Below are 14,846 nucleotides of genomic sequence, written 5' to 3'. Positions count from 1 at the left end.
GAAATTCCGAGCGTCTCGGACCATCCCGCGGTTTCCTCCCTCGAGGCTTATCCGACGCCTGCCCACACGCGCCGCGGCACACTCACAGCCATGTGAATGAGGGCAGACGTCGAATAACCCTTAACGGGTGCCGCCGATCGCCGTCCTTTCCACTCCGCCGTAAAATAGCTTCGCCTGTGACAGCGGAGAGTACAAGGCGCTATGAAAATCCGTACGCGGTTCGTCACCGCAATATTGGCGGTGCTCGTCGCCATCGCGGTGCTCTTTATCCCGTTGCCGCAGCGAATTGGGCTCGACACGCGCATCATTTCGGTTGCGTCGATACAACGCCCTCCCACGGTCGTGTTCGACTATGTCACGACGCCGGCTCACTGGCCAATCTGGCATCCGTCGTCGCTCGCGGTCAGCGGTTCGGTGGAACATTCGCTCGATGTGGGCGAGCAGGTAACGGAGGAATTCAGGGTGGCGGGCAGGCGTGGCCGAGTTGTGTGGACAGTCGCGGCACGTGTGCGTCCGAGCAAGTGGGTGATAGCAGGAAAGATTGACGGCAGATCGGCCGGCACCGTCACTTATTCGCTGACATCGACTGTGAGCGGAACCCGTTTCGAACGTGAATTCACCTATCGCGCGCCGTCGTTGTGGTTCGCGATATTGAACTGGTCCGTGCTGCGCGCGCGGATTCAATCTGAATCGGATACGGCAGTCTTGCGACTTAAGAGCCTTGTGGAAGCGTCACCGCAGCATTAGCAACGTCGCTCGGCTGGCGTTGTGACTTGGCGTTTTCACGACCAGACTGAATCCTTGGGTACAAGTCTGCTAGCGGCCATTCGTGAGGGCAATCGAAGCGCAAGAGGGTGCCATATGCGGAACCGGGTCAGAGTCAGCGCGCGGCCATGAGGTCGTTCGCCATTGCCACGATTTGGACATTTGAGTGTCCGTTCACACCGGTTGAATCCGCTATTCATTGGAAAGTCCGCTTCGGATCGCGGGCCTAGACCGCTCGCGCGGCAGGGGCTCCGATAGACGGTGGCGCAATGGAGAGGAAACCGACTCTGTCTTCATGTCGACGGGCGGGGAAATCCGCCTCGTCTTCCATAGTGGGAAGCATTGACGGCCACATGTCGCCGAGATCGGTGGGGGCAGGCGGTGAGCAGAACTTCCTAGCGCCAATCGTCGAGGACGAAGTCGTTAGGGCGGCTGTAGGCAGGCTCGTTAGGCCGATGCATGGTCACCACCTGCATTTGGCTGCGGAAACCGCGTGCCATCATCTGGCGATAGGCTTGCTCGCGCCCGGTATTGACCCCAACCAGGACCCTCGCCATCCCCAATGCGGTGGCGAGCGCGCCGGCGGCGTCGAGCAGCACGCCGAACCGATCGGAGGCACCCGGGCCGGGGCGCACCGCGCCGAATTTGATGAAGAGACAATCGGCACCGGCCTCGCTCGCCGGTCCCCAATGGCAAACCGCGAAGCCGCCCAGCTGGCCCGAACGCTCCCATAACAGCAGGGCGTCGCCGAGGCCGCGCGCGGCGACGGTGCGGATCTCAGCGGAGAGATCGAGGCCGTCGAGGATCTCGTCGCTGAGCGCGCGGCTCGCTTCTTCCGCCGCCCGCCGCTCGCCGGCCGCGAGCGCCGTATAGCGCGCGTCCTGCGGCAGCGGGCCGGACGCCGCCGCCGGCGCCGCCATGATCGCGGTGAGAAAGCGCGGATAGAAGCCGAACTTCTGATAGAGCCAAATGTGTTTCGTGCTTTGGGCGAACGTGCACAGGCCGGCATGGCGCGTGCCCCAGTCCGCGAATTGTTCCGAGACCGCTGCGACCAGCGGCTGGGCGATGCCCTTGTCCCACAGATCAGGGCGAACCGAGAGTGGGCCGAAAAAGCCGACACTGCCCCAGTTGGTGGCGAAGTTGACGCCGGCGAGCGTGCCGTCGTGGTCGGCAGCGAAGGCGGCGGTATGCTCGCATCCGAAGCGGCCATAGACGTAGTCGAAATCGGTCCAGAAACTATCGGGATCGGCGACGCCGAAGAAGGTACCGAAGGCGCGCCGCACGATGCGCTGCCCCTCCGGCAGGTCGCGCTCTTCAAGTGGACGAACGTTGAGCATGTTGGCAATCCCCCGTCCTCGGCCATAACCTGCAACGATCGTAGCATACGGTCGGGTCCTCGCGAATAGGCGGGGCGGAGGTCTGTTGAGGTTTACGGGCGGCCCCGTCAGGCCGAGGTTGGCCCAAGAGCGGTCGGTCGACATCGACGTCCGGATCGTTCGCAATCGATGCGCACCCGTATTCGGATGGAGCGTTCCCATGCGAATTCTCGTTGCTGTCCTGCTCTCGCTGGTCAGCGAGCTTTGCTGTTACTGCCTACGATGTACATATCGTTCTTAAAGCGTTTTGGGCCGAAGAGTCGCAGCCCCAATTCATCTTGGCAGAGTGACAGAGCGACCTTGGCGGTGGCAACGAGGTCCACCTCGTCCAACGCGACGACGATTAGGGCAATCGTTTGGAGACAGCCATGCATTTCGACTACCAACAATTCCACATCGACGCGTCACCTCTTGATGAAGGCGGCCGCTATTACGCTCGCGCAAAGATCTACCGGCGCGCCTCGGCGAGTGGCGATGCCGTCGAGGTAAAGTATTCGGGCGACCTCGGCGATTACCCCTCCGACGCGGATGCTATTGAGGCGGCGCAGCGTTGGGCGATTCAGTGGTGCGACGAGAACTCCGCTTAGGCTTCACTATCCAGGTCCAGGCTGTCCCGGAGTATTCGCCGCACCCACCAGACATCCAGTTCGGGGGCACGCGTCAGGCGAGAGCGATACGTGCAGCAAGGGCTGACAACGGCCCTCACGACTGGTCCTGCTGAACCCCGGCAAAAGAAGCGGCGCATAATGCACACATCCCTTTGTCAGGACGATGGAGGTAGATGTGACAACTTTTGCTATCGACGCCGTTCGCATCAACCCGACGAACGACAGGTTTACCCATGTGCGTTGGGCTCCCGTCGATCCGTCGACGCGTGAATGGCTGTCCCCCCCTGCGATTGTGGAGGTGGCCGAAGTCGTCGCCGCGATCCGTCGGGGCGATGTTGTTTGGTCCCTTTTTACGCTTGGTGGCACACGGTATCTCGGGCCAAAAATTGTGTCTGTCTCTCACACCGACGGACACGCCGGGATCGACACGGATGCCCCTGGCGATCATGTCGAAAAATGCATTGACGATTTGCCGCACCTTTGACGGCATACCTTTGAGGCCGTCGGCGATCGGACTGTGAAAGGTCTGGACGGGTCGGTAAGACTCGTTGATGGACAGAGACAGCTGACATTCGCCGACGCCAGTTTGTAAAAGTCAGCAAAGCGATACGCGACAGCCGCACCAATTTGATCGGCGAACGTCGGCTCAGGCCGATGACCCACCGGTAGCCTTTCCGCGACGAAAGTCCGCTTCACTCTTCAAAGAGCCATTGATGCTTCGACATGCCGGAAGTCGGCTCTGGGTCGGCAAGACTCATCCATCCATGACTTAGCTGACATTCACCGGCACCGGGTTGCGAAGGTCAGCAAAGCGACCTGCTGCCGCCGCACGCTGCCCGATCGGCAACCGACCGCTATGGCCGAAGTGTACGCGACGGTTATCAGGCAGGTCTTCTGGAGAACCAGCCATGCGGATGACGGCTTTGAGGATAAGGGGTCCGGATTCGCCCGATGAGAGGTGCGCCAAAAAGCGGGCGCACGAGCCGGGACGTAGCATTGTTTCGCACGGCTAGCGTCGGTCGCGCTCGATTTCAGTCTGTTCTGGGCTGCTTCGTACGGACCAACCCCGCGCCTCGTCGCGTCGCTCGGAAAATATCGAGGGTACAAGGCAGGGAGATACTCTCCGTACCATAACTTAGACGCCCCCATCCTGACGACACGCCTGAATATGAGCGGTGGCGACCGCGCGCTAAACTGGGTGTGTGCTATCGAAAAGTTCGGTGGGTCGAGCGCAAGACGATGAAATTCACCCGAATGATGGTCGGCCTCGCCGTCGCGTACATGACCGTGTTAGCCGGAGTCGCCATCTTGCAGGATCGTTTTCTCTACTTCCCTCAGAAAGCCGCAATCGAGGAGGTCACCTCCGGTGGACTGCGCGCCTGGCCGACACCTGAGGCGTTCAGGGGCCTCGTGGCGGAGCCGGCCGGGTCCGCGCGCGCCACGGTCATCGTCTTTCATGGCAACGCGGGGCATGCCGGACACCGCTCATTCTATGCCGCGGCGCTCACCCGGCTCGGGCTGCGCGTGGTTCTCGCCGAATATCCAGGCTACGGGCCGCGCGGCGGGGCGTTAGGCGAAGCGAGTCTGGTCGCCGATGCTCAACAAACCATCGCGCTGGCCCATCGCCTCTATGGCGCGCCGCTGCTGCTCATCGGCGAATCGCTTGGGGCCGGCGTGGTCGCTGCGGCCGGCTCGCGTGAACGCGACAAGATCGCAGGCATGATGCTCATCACGCCATGGGATCGGCTCGAGCACGTCGCCGCTTACCACTATCCGTGGCTGCCCGTGAGGTGGCTGCTGCGCGACCGATACGACAGCGTGACCCACCTGGCGTCGTTCGGCCGCCCGGTTCTCGTCGTGGTTGCGGAACGCGACAGCATCGTGCCTACGCGCTACGGCGAGGCGCTTTACAACTCGCTGTCCGCACCGAGAAAACTCGTGGTGGTGAAGGCGGCTGACCATAACGACTGGATTGGCCACGTCGACGAAACCTGGTGGCGGGAGGCGACCGACTTCCTTCTCACGCCTTTGCATTGAAATATGAAGACGCCACCGGTCTCGTTTAGCTCGGAGCGCATCTATGTTCTCGATGCGAAGAACAGGCCTGTCGAGGTGTTCGACCACGGCGCGTGGTCGCGCTGGATGACGGAAAACGAACTGATCTTCCGCCGCACACTGCTGGACGACTACGGTGTAACGGTCACGACCCGCTTCCGTGGTGTGTCCAAACCGAAAACCGGGGAGGCCTTGCTGTTCGTGACGCGCGTCGCCGGAATGCAGGCGCAAGACAACAGGAGCTACGGAGCACGTACGCTCGATGAGGCGCTGGAGCAGCATGAGCGCATCGTGCAGAAAATCCTCAGGATAATGACAGGGCGGTGACGATCACAGCACGACGATTCTGCGGAGCCGTAGCCCCAGGAAGTCGCCAGATGGATCTGGTGCAAACGGCGCAAGCGAATCGGTTAGAGTGTCCTGCTGAACGAATAGAGAGCCGTCGTGGCGTGTCGATGAAACGTAGCTGAAGATCCGCGGCAGGTGGGTGTAGCTCTGCCGGGCGGTGGATCGGGCCGGCCAGACAGTTGACTTCATGCTACGTGCAAAGCGCGACGTGAAGGCGGCCAAAGCCTTTTTCAGGAAAGCTCTCAAACATCAGGGCAAGCCGCCGAAGACCATCTCGCTGGATGGCTATGCCGCCTCACACGCGCGCGAACGGACGAACCGCCCAGCTGAGCCGCTTACTGAGAACGAGAGCCGGTCGACAGCGCACCTCAATCCCACCGCTCGTCACGCACCTGAACGACGCCCGCCTCGATCCGCACCGGAAACGCCACCACGTCCTCATATGCCGGCGGCGCCAGCACCTTTCCGGTCCTGATGCAAAATCGTGCACCGTGGCGCGGACAGACGACCACGTCGCCTTCCACCACACCGCCAGTCAGGATGCCGCCGTCGTGCGGGCAGACATCCTCGATTGCATAACAGGTGCCGTCGACGTTGAACACAGCAACCTGCGCGCCATCGACCTCGACGCTGCGAACAGACCCGGCCGGAAAATCCCCGATCGCAGCGACATCGACCCAGTCGGACATGTCAAAGCATCCCCAATTGCAGGCGCGCCGCATCCGACATCCGGTCTCTCGACCACGGCGGATCCCACACCAGTTCAACGTGCACGTCGTTCACTCCGCTCGCCGAGAACACCGCATCCTCCACCGTCGCCGGGAAGGTCTGCGCGACCGGGCAGCCGGGCGCGGTCAGCGTCATGCGGATCCCAACGCGGCCTTCGGCTTCGTCCACGTCAAGACCATAAACAAGCCCCAAATCGTAGATGTTGACCGGAATCTCCGGGTCGAACACGGTGCGCAGTGCATCGATCACGCGTTCTTCAAGACCTTCTGTTGTCGTGCCACTCCCGGGTTGTGCGGCCTCGGCGCGCTTCAGCCAGTCGAATGTGCTCATCGTCTGCCTCACTCTGTCGAAACGGGGCGATGCGCGTCGTGCAGCGCGGCGTGGAGCGTATGCCAGGCCAGCGTCGCGCACTTCACACGCTCGGGAAATTCACGTACACCGGACAGCACCGCCAGCTTGCCCATCTCCGGCGCGGCTGTCGCCTGCCCTGCAGCGGGTGTTGTCACCATGTCGTGAAAGCGCCCGAACAGCGCTTCGGCCTCTGCTTCCGTTTTGCCTTTCAGCGCCTCGGTCATCAGCGACGCTGATGCTGTCGCAATTGCACAGCCCGCGCCTTCGAAACTCGCTTCTTTGACGATGCCGTCCTCGATTCGCAGATAAAGCGTAATCCGGTCGCCGCACAGCGGGTTATAGCCCTCAGCCGTGTGATTGGCGCCGGACAGTCCATGACAGTTACGCGGCCGCCGGTAGTGGTCGAAGATGACTTCCTGATACAGATCGCGCAGATCGCTCATTTTCCGAATATCTCCCTGACCTTTCCGAGACCTTCGATCAGCGCGTCGATATCCTGGTGCGTGTTGTAGAGGGCGAGCGACGCGCGCACGGTCGCCGGTACGCCGAAGCGCTGCATCACCGGCATCGCGCAATGATGGCCCGCACGCACCGCGATGCCGTGATGATCGAGAATCGTGCCGACATCATGGGCATGCACGCCGTCGAGCACGAACGACAGAATGCCTGCCTTGTCGCGTGCGCTACCGATAAAACGCAAGCCCGGTATCACCCGCAGGGCGGCCGTCGCATAGGCGAGCAGTTCGTTCTCGTGCGCGGCGATGACTTCCATGCCGATGCTGTCGACATAGTCGAGCGCCGCGCCCAGCGCAATCGCGCCGGCAATGTTCGGCGTACCCGCTTCGAACTTCCACGGAATCGCGTTGTATTCCGTTTTCTCGAACGTTACCGATCGGATCATGTCGCCGCCGCCCTGCCATGGCGGCATCGCTTCAAGCAGTGCGGCCTTGGCGTATAGCACGCCAATGCCAGTCGGCCCGTACACCTTATGCCCGGACAACGCGTAGAAATCGCAATCTATCGCGCGGACGTCGACCGGCAGATGCGTGATTGCCTGTGCACCATCCAGCAGCACCGGCACGCCCCGCGCGTGTGCCGCTGCAACGATGCGCTCCACCGGATTGATGCTGCCGAGCGCGTTGGCCAGATGAGTCATCGCGACCAGCCGCGTACGTTCACTCAACAAACGCTCGTACGCGTCGGCATCGAGCGCGCCCATATCGTCGATCGGCACGACTTTCAGCGCCGCGCCCGTCTGCTCGCAGACGAGCTGCCACGGCACAATGTTCGAATGGTGCTCCATCGCGCTAATCAGGATTTCGTCGCCGGGCTTGATCTGCGGCCGAGCATAACTCTGGGCGACGAGATTGATCGCTTCGGTCGTGCCACGCACGAACACGATCTCCTCCGGACGCTGCGCATTGATGAAGCGTGCAATCTTCGCGCGTGCGGCCTCGAATGAATCGGTCGCGCGCTGAGACAGCAGATGCACGCCGCGGTGCACATTCGCGTTGCTATGCCGGTAGTAAGCGTTTTCCGCGTAGATGACCGAGGCAGGCTTTTGCGTAGTGGCGCCATTGTCGAGATAGACCAATGGCCGGCCATGCACGCGCTCGCCCAGAATCGGAAAATCGGCTCGCCAGTGCTCGACATTGCGCGGATCGGGCGTCTGCATCTGTTCGATCGGCTTCATAGCAGCTCCCTGATGCGCTCGCCTTCCGGGGTGCGCGCGAACAGCAGGTTTTCGAGCCGGCCACGCAGCGAATCGATGCGCACACCTTCGACTATGTCGCGCGCAAATGCGTATGTCAGTAGCGCCCGTGCCATGCGCTCTTCGACACCTCGTGCACGTAAATAGAACAGCTGGTTGTCGTCCAGTTGACCGACCGTCGCGCCGTGTGTGCATTTCACGTCGTCGGCGTAGATCTCGAGTTGCGGCTTCGTGTCGATTTCCGCATCGCGTGACAGCAGCAGGTTGTGATTCGCCTGATGCGTGTCCGTTTGCTGTGCATCGCGATGCACGATGACGCGCCCGTTGAACACGCCGCGCGCTGCGCCGTCGAGCACCCCGCGGTAATGTTCGCGACTCGTGCCATGCGGCTCTGTGTGATCGATGCGCGTGTGGTGATCGACGTGCTGCCGGCCCCCGACGAAATAGAGACCGTTCAACGTCGCTTGCGCGTTCGCGGCGTTCAGGCTTGTGCCGATACCAGTGCGCGACAGCGCGGCGCCGAACGCGAACGCATGTGAGGTAAAACAGCTGCCCCGTTGCTGCGCAGCGGCGACCGACGCGATATGAAAAGCCTTCGGGCCCTCTTGCTGCAACCGGTAGTGCTGCACGTCCGCCTGCTCGTCTGCGACGATGCGGGTAACCGCATTGGTCCAGTACGCGTCGCCGCTCAGCCCTACAAAATGCTCGACGATCGTGCAGCCCGAGCGTGCTCCTGCAAGCACGACATTGAACGGCTGCACCGCAAGACCCGCTTCGTCGGTCAGGAACAGGATCTGCAGCGGTTGATCGATGACCTCGCCAGGCGGCAGCACGATGGCAAACCCATCCGTCATAAACGCCGTATTTAGCGCGGCAAAGCCATCTGAATACGCCTGCGAGGCGAATGCCGATTCCAGTTGTTGTGGCATTTCTCTCAACGCCCGGGTGAGCGAGCCCACAAATACCCCGCGTGGCAAACCATTCAGTTTCGACGGCCGCGGCACATGCCGACCGTTGACAAAGACCAGTCGATGCGCGGCAGGGTCCAGCTTGAGTTCATCGATGACGCGCCGCACGTCGCTATCGTCCGTGCGTTGTGCCTTGAAATGCCAGGGACGCTTGCCAATCGCCGACACGTTCGTGTATTTCCAGTCCTCGTGCCGCGTGGTCGGCAAACCCAGCGCGTCGAACTGGTCGAACGCGCTTCGGCGCGCGGCACGCAGCCATGGAAACTCAGCGCCGGGCAACGTCTTCGCGAGTTGCCCAAACTGATGGAAATAGTCGAGAGATTCGTTTTTCATGGATGCCCCGCACTTTCCTGGCTTGCTGTGTTTTCTGGTTGAACCGCTTCATCGTCGATCCAACCATAGCCTTTACGCTCCAGCTCCAGCGCCAGTTCACGGGACCCCGACTTCACGATCCGGCCATTCGCCAGCACATGCACGCGATCCGGCACGACGTAGTCCAATAGCCGCTGATAGTGCGTCACGAGCACGATCGCCCGTTCTGGACTGCGCATGCTGTTGACGCCCTGCGCGACAATCTGCAATGCGTCGATGTCGAGTCCGGAATCCGTTTCGTCGAGAATGGCGAGCCGGGGCTCCAGCACGACCATCTGCAGAATCTCGTTGCGTTTCTTCTCTCCGCCGGAAAACCCTTCGTTCACGGCGCGATACAGCAGACTCTCGTCCATCCGCATCAGCGTCATCCTCTCCTTGACCCGTTGCAGAAACTCCATCGCATCGAACTCCGGCTCGCCACGATACCGCCGCTGCGCATTCAGCGCCGCCTTCAGCAGATAAACGTTGCTCACGCCGGGTATCTCGACGGGATACTGGAACGCGAGAAACAGTCCTTGGTGTGCGCGCTCCTCGGGTGCGAGCGCCAGCAGGTCGCGGCCGAGATACGAGACCTCGCCGCCCGTGACAGCAAAGTCCTCGCGCCCGGCCAGCACCTGGGCAAGCGTGCTCTTGCCCGAGCCGTTCGGACCCATGATCGCGTGCACCTCGCCGGCCCGTACATCCAGATCGATGCCACGCAGAATTTTCTTGCCGTCGACTTCGACCTGCAGATTGCTGATTTCAAGCATGGTCCGAATCCCTCGCGAATCGCTGTGGGTTATCCCACGGCGCCTTCCAGGCTGACGCCGAGCAGCTTTTGTGCCTCGACTGCAAACTCCATCGGCAGCTCCTTGAAGACCTCCTTGCAGAAGCCGTTCACGATCATCGACACCGCATCTTCCGGCGACAACCCACGCTGCCGGCAATAGAACAACTGGTCTTCGCCGATGCGTGATGTCGATGCTTCGTGTTCGACCTTCGCGGTCGGGTTCTTGACCTCGATGTAGGGGAATGTGTGAGCGCTGCAACGGTTTCCGAGCAAAAGCGAATCGCACTGCGTGTAGTTGCGCGCGCCTTCCGCCGCACGGCCGACCTTCACGAGACCGCGATATGCGTTCTTTCCGCGGCCCGCCGAAATGCCTTTCGACAGAATCGTGCTGCGCGTATTGCGGCCGACGTGAACCATCTTCGTCCCAGTATCGGCCTGTTGATAGTGGTTGGTCAGTGCCACCGAATAGAATTCACCGACCGAGTTATCGCCCTGCAGGATCACGCTCGGATACTTCCACGTAATCGCCGAACCGGTTTCCACCTGAGTCCATGAAATCTTCGAATTGGCCTCGCGGCAGTCGCCACGTTTGGTCACGAAGTTGTAGATGCCGCCCTTGCCCGACGCATCGCCCGGATACCAGTTCTGCACGGTCGAATAGCGGATCTGTGCACCTTCCAGCGCGACCAGTTCGACCACAGCGGCATGCAGCTGGTTTTCGTCGCGCATCGGCGCGGTGCAGCCTTCCAGATAGCTCACGTACGCGCCTTTGTCCGCGACGATCAGCGTGCGCTCGAACTGCCCCGTGTTCTGGGCGTTGATACGAAAGTAGGTCGATAGTTCCATCGGGCAGCGCACGCCCGGCGGGATGTAGCAGAACGACCCATCGCTGAACACGGCGGAATTAAGCGCAGCGAAGAAATTGTCGGTGTGCGGCACGACCGAGCCGAGATACTTTCGCACCAGTTCGGGATGATGCTGTACGGCATCCGAGAACGAACAGAACACAATGCCGAGTTCCGCCAGCTTTTCGCGGAACGTAGTCGCTACCGACACGCTGTCGAATACCGCATCCACCGCTACGCCCGCCAGCAGTTCGCGCTCCCTCAGCGGCACACCCAGCTTTTCGTAGGTACGCAGCAGTTCCGGATCGACTTCATCGAGACTCTTCGGACGATTCTTCTGCGTCATCGGCGCGGAATAATAGATTATGTTCTGGTAATCGATCGCCGGGTGTTCGACCGTCGCCCAATGCGGCTCGGTCATCGTGAGCCAATGGCGATAGGCCGCGAGTCGCCATTCGAGCATGAACGCCGGCTCGTCTTTCTTCACCGAAATGAGCCGGACCACATCCTCGCTCAGCCCGCGCGGAAGCGCATCGGCCTGCAGATCAGTCACGAAACCGTGCTGGTATTCGCGGCTGATCAGTTCATCGAAACCGGTTGTGGATGCGCTCATGTGTGGCCTCGGTCAATCGACTTGCGCGCAGGCGTCGCGCCCGCGCGATGGGTGGAGATACCACGCGCGCGGATCGCGCTGATATCGACTGCGCGCAAGGTGGGGCCCGCCATGTCCGCCAGCGTGACCTGCTGCAACGCTTCGTAAATCAGGCGATTGACCTTCTGCCAGTTGGCGCGCACCGCGCACGCCGCCTCCTGGATACACAGCCCTGGCGTAGTGCTGCATTCGGTCATCCCGATCGGGCCGTCGACGACGGCGATCACCTCCGCCAGCGTGATCCGCGCGGGCGGCCGCGGCAGCAGGTAGCCGCCGTTTGTGCCGCGCAGCGACTCCACGACACCACCGCGCGTCAGGACTTTCAGCACCTTTGACACCGTTGGCCCCGCGACGCCGGTCGCCGCAGCAATGCTGCTTGCGCTGTGGACGGCATCGGGATCGCGCGCCATCGCAGTCATGATCACCGTGCCGTAATCGGCAAGTTTGCTCATGCGCAACATCGGAACATCTCCCGTTTTAATCAGGACCCTATTGGTCCAGATTACATCGAAACGAAAACCGCACGTTTGGAGTGAGCGACACTGTCCTGTGTGGGGATTCCTGGCGACGTCGCGAATCGCTTTCCGTTTCGGGAGAAGTATTTCGCGAACGGCCCAACGCCGATTCCATTCTAGACCTGTATATATAACCTTGTCAGTGTATTGGTCTTCGTGACGGACCGCTCTGGTGAGCCACGCTCCATCGACTGCGAATACCCACTCGCCCGACGAGACATCAATTGTTTGATATCCAGAATATCGGAAACTGATTTAAAAGCCGGAATCCGCGTGAAGGACGCGCGATGTGCATCGCCTATCTCGGGAGAGGCCCGCCGCATAGTACTTTGGGCTGTTGTGGCATCCGGACCCAGTGGGGCTACTGCCCGGTCTTTCTGGTGATTGTGGTCGTGTGGAGTGTTGAGCAGGTGCGCGGACTGAATGTCGAACGCGCCCATTGCCCTCGGCCTACGTGTTCAGCGCATACATGGAAGCCCGGAATCCACGGTCACCGTTGCCAGTTGTCGCTGTCGGATGAATAATCCCCCGTCGAGATACGGACGTTTACGTGCGCTAACGATGACGGCCCCTTTCGTCCGTGCCTGCATGAGATTGATCTTCAAGGTGTACAGGCAATTAACAATTTTGCGCCGACAAATTCTGATTATTTCATTTTCAGAAAAAGTATTTTACAAAGTAGGCGTTTACCCATGATAGACACCTCCTGTTCCAAAGGATAGGTGTCCACGAAAGCGGGTCAACTCGAGAAGGTCACATTCGGGTAGGTTTGGGTGCGACTTCTGTCCTTGCAATACACGATCTTTGACTTTTCAGGATGCATCGTCAGCCCACACTCCGTCAGCGAGAGCCGCTCGATCGTTAGCGGCTCCTGCAAATGCGCACGGATGTATTCCTCGACCCGTCGTACATAAAACGGCGCAAGCGGTCTGCACTCGCGCGTCATGCCGCTTCCTACGCTGTTCGGTTGACCGTAGATAAGCACGTTCAGTAGTGTCGACTCGAACTGCTCAAATGCGAGTGGATTGCGCAGCGGATGCGCCTCCGTACTCATGATTTCCGCGAGCATCGGCAGCAACTGCATCAGGCACACCCCTGTGCCGACGTCAGTGCGAATTCTGGCTCGAATTCGATTGCCCACCCGCCGCGTCGCCGAAATGACGCTGTGCATGACGCTCGAGCACATCGCGCTCGATACGCAGGATGGCCTGCGGGCAAGCTTCGCCCCACCGCATGCGCAGCGCCAGCGCGGGCGACACCAGCGAGCCGGCGAGCGTCCATATTGAAGTGGACCTGCGCGTAGGCGAGCTCGTACAGTTTGCGCTGCTCGTCGGAAGGGCGGCCGTCACCGATCAACGCTCGGCTCGCATCCATCCCGCTGCATAGGGTATCTACCGAACATTTCATGCTTGCGTTGTCAGGATACCTGATATCAAATACGGAACTATCGCGACGGACAGGCGCGTCTTCCAGGACGCGCTTTATTTTGTTCTTTATATCAGTTTGCCTGATATTGCATCAACGGTGATCGGCGCCAGCATCCCCGTCACGCTCATCGCTGCAATCGCCTGAAACCGAAGATCCCTCAACCGCAGTTCAACAAAAAAACATACAACTGGTCTGGAGACATCACCATGCAATTGAAGTCGACTCACGTTCTCATGTTCGGTGCGCTATGCGCGCTGAGCACTGGAGCCTTTGCGCAATCGAGCGTCACGTTGTATGGCATCGTGGACACGGGGATCGAGTATGTCTCGCACGCGAACGCGAAGGGCGACAGCGTCTTTCGCATGCCATCCGTTACCGGAGAGTTCCCATCACGCTGGGGGCTGCGCGGCAACGAAGATCTAGGCGGCGGCTACAGCGCTGTCTTCACGCTCGAAAGCGGCTTTAACGTGCGCGACGGCAGTTCTGGACAGGGCGGGAGGCTGTTTGGACGCCAGGCATTCGTCGGCATGAAAAGCCCGTATGGAACGCTCGCGTTCGGCCGTCAGTACACGATGACCTATCTTGCGGTTCAGGGCGCCGACATCATCGGTCCGGACATTTACGGCATGGGCTCCCTGGATGCCTATGTGCCCAACGCACGCGCCGACAACTCCATTACCTATCTTGGCTCGTACAAGGGCTTTACGCTGGGCGCGGGCTATTCATTCGGACGGGACGCGGCGGGTACCGGCAACTCGCCGGGACAAGGAACCTGTACCGGCTCGGTTCCAGGCCACGCCACGGAATGCCGCGACTGGTCCGCAATGCTCAAGTACGACTCTCAATATTTCGGCGCGGCTGCGTCGTACGAGGAGCAACGCGGCGGCGCGACCGCAGCCGCCAACTTCTTCGACGGAATTGCGCCGACACCTCTCATCAACGCCGCGGACAAGGACGCCCGTACCCAACTGAGCGCCTATGCGCAGTACGCAGGCGCGAAGATCGGCGCAGGTTGGATTGGACGCCGCGTAGTGACCCAGTCGCCGACAGTACCGAATATCCGTTCGGATCTGTTCTTCCTCGGCGCTTCGTACATGGTCACGCCTGCGTTCCTCCTCGATGGCGAAGTGTTTCGGATCATCAATAGCGACCACGATACCCGCGCCACGATGGGAACGCTACGCACCACCTATCTTCTGAGCAAGCGTTCGTCGGTCTATGCGCAGGCTGCGTATCTCGCGAACAGCGCGAAGGCGCGCTATTCGGTCAGCGGTGGCGGCGGTGGGACCACACCAGGCGCGGGCATGGGTCAAACGGGCGTGATGGTCGGCATTAAACACATGTTCTGATAGGG

At 60.8% G+C, this 14,846-nt stretch carries 16 protein-coding genes and 1 pseudogene; 7 read left to right on the top strand and 10 right to left on the bottom strand.

Annotation, left to right across the window (positions count from 1 at the left end; translation table 11 throughout):
- The first annotated feature begins 201 nt into the window (after nt 1–201).
- Nucleotides 202–747, top strand: a complete 546-nt coding sequence (locus tag F6X40_RS22945) for an SRPBCC family protein (protein ID WP_184073252.1) — start codon at nt 202–204, stop codon at nt 745–747.
- Nucleotides 748–1,160: 413 nt separating this feature from the next.
- On the opposite strand, the gene F6X40_RS22940 is transcribed toward F6X40_RS22945, so the two are convergent.
- Nucleotides 1,161–2,102, bottom strand: coding sequence for a GNAT family N-acetyltransferase (locus F6X40_RS22940; RefSeq protein ID WP_184073250.1), 942 nt, complete (start codon nt 2,100–2,102; stop codon nt 1,161–1,163).
- Between the two features lie 407 nt (nt 2,103–2,509).
- On the opposite strand from F6X40_RS22940, the gene F6X40_RS22935 reads away from it, so the two are divergent.
- From F6X40_RS22935 to F6X40_RS43565, 5 genes are all read left to right on the top strand, one after another.
- A complete protein-coding gene (locus F6X40_RS22935) occupies nt 2,510–2,728 on the top strand; it encodes a hypothetical protein (protein WP_090811471.1) in 219 nt (72 codons plus the stop codon).
- 196 nt (nt 2,729–2,924) lie between these two features.
- On the top strand, nt 2,925–3,233 hold the full coding sequence (locus tag F6X40_RS22930) for a hypothetical protein (RefSeq protein WP_184073248.1): 309 nt from the start codon (nt 2,925–2,927) through the stop codon (nt 3,231–3,233).
- 755 nt (nt 3,234–3,988) lie between these two features.
- On the top strand, nt 3,989–4,786 hold the full coding sequence (locus tag F6X40_RS22925) for an alpha/beta hydrolase (protein ID WP_187629318.1): 798 nt from the start codon (nt 3,989–3,991) through the stop codon (nt 4,784–4,786).
- 3 nt (nt 4,787–4,789) lie between these two features.
- A complete protein-coding gene (locus F6X40_RS22920; RefSeq protein ID WP_184073244.1) occupies nt 4,790–5,131 on the top strand; it encodes a hypothetical protein in 342 nt (113 codons plus the stop codon).
- Between the two features lie 208 nt (nt 5,132–5,339).
- On the top strand, nt 5,340–5,627 hold the full coding sequence (locus F6X40_RS43565; protein WP_409340066.1) for a DDE-type integrase/transposase/recombinase: 288 nt from the start codon (nt 5,340–5,342) through the stop codon (nt 5,625–5,627).
- On the opposite strand, the gene nirD is transcribed toward F6X40_RS43565, so the two are convergent.
- The 9 genes and pseudogenes from nirD to F6X40_RS22870 form a co-directional block, all read right to left on the bottom strand.
- Nucleotides 5,521–5,841 (bottom strand): nitrite reductase small subunit NirD, encoded by a 321-nt coding sequence (gene nirD / locus F6X40_RS22910; protein WP_090811477.1) that lies wholly within the window; start codon nt 5,839–5,841, stop codon nt 5,521–5,523. The two genes, F6X40_RS43565 and nirD, sit on opposite strands and share 107 nt — an antisense overlap.
- A 1-nt stretch (nt 5,842) precedes the next feature.
- Complete coding sequence (locus F6X40_RS22905; RefSeq protein WP_090811480.1) at nt 5,843–6,211, bottom strand: SUF system Fe-S cluster assembly protein; 369 nt, start codon at nt 6,209–6,211, stop codon at nt 5,843–5,845.
- Nucleotides 6,212–6,219: 8 nt separating this feature from the next.
- Nucleotides 6,220–6,675 carry a Fe-S cluster assembly sulfur transfer protein SufU gene (gene sufU, locus F6X40_RS22900; protein WP_187629317.1) on the bottom strand — a complete coding sequence of 152 codons (456 nt, stop codon included), beginning with the start codon at nt 6,673–6,675 and terminating at the stop codon, nt 6,220–6,222.
- Nucleotides 6,672–7,925, bottom strand: a complete 1,254-nt coding sequence (locus F6X40_RS22895) for a cysteine desulfurase (protein ID WP_316251836.1) — start codon at nt 7,923–7,925, stop codon at nt 6,672–6,674. The genes sufU and F6X40_RS22895 overlap by 4 nt, the downstream gene beginning before the upstream one ends.
- Nucleotides 7,922–9,244 carry a Fe-S cluster assembly protein SufD gene (gene sufD, locus F6X40_RS22890; RefSeq protein ID WP_187629316.1) on the bottom strand — a complete coding sequence of 441 codons (1,323 nt, stop codon included), beginning with the start codon at nt 9,242–9,244 and terminating at the stop codon, nt 7,922–7,924. Before sufD ends, F6X40_RS22895 begins: the two co-directional genes overlap by 4 nt.
- Nucleotides 9,241–10,032: a Fe-S cluster assembly ATPase SufC gene (gene sufC / locus F6X40_RS22885; protein ID WP_184058733.1), complete on the bottom strand. Its 792-nt coding sequence runs from the start codon at nt 10,030–10,032 to the stop codon at nt 9,241–9,243. The genes sufD and sufC overlap by 4 nt, the downstream gene beginning before the upstream one ends.
- Before the next feature lie 29 nt (nt 10,033–10,061).
- On the bottom strand, nt 10,062–11,510 hold the full coding sequence (sufB, locus tag F6X40_RS22880; protein WP_184073237.1) for a Fe-S cluster assembly protein SufB: 1,449 nt from the start codon (nt 11,508–11,510) through the stop codon (nt 10,062–10,064).
- Nucleotides 11,507–12,010, bottom strand: coding sequence for an SUF system Fe-S cluster assembly regulator (locus F6X40_RS22875; protein ID WP_184073235.1), 504 nt, complete (start codon nt 12,008–12,010; stop codon nt 11,507–11,509). Before F6X40_RS22875 ends, sufB begins: the two co-directional genes overlap by 4 nt.
- Before the next feature lie 898 nt (nt 12,011–12,908).
- Nucleotides 12,909–13,329, bottom strand: a pseudogene (locus F6X40_RS22870) (AraC family transcriptional regulator); the annotation flags it as partial.
- A gap of 369 nt (nt 13,330–13,698) precedes the next feature.
- On the opposite strand from F6X40_RS22870, the gene F6X40_RS22865 reads away from it, so the two are divergent.
- A complete protein-coding gene (locus F6X40_RS22865) occupies nt 13,699–14,841 on the top strand; it encodes a porin (RefSeq protein WP_184058736.1) in 1,143 nt (380 codons plus the stop codon).
- Nucleotides 14,842–14,846: the final 5 nt, after the last annotated feature.

Origin of the sequence: Paraburkholderia sp. UCT31, assembly GCF_014397655.1 — a bacterium.
GTDB classification, from domain to species: domain Bacteria; phylum Pseudomonadota; class Gammaproteobacteria; order Burkholderiales; family Burkholderiaceae; genus Paraburkholderia; species Paraburkholderia tuberum.
Note: the sequence above shows the minus strand (reverse complement) of the source record. Positions and strands in the feature narration are given on the sequence as shown.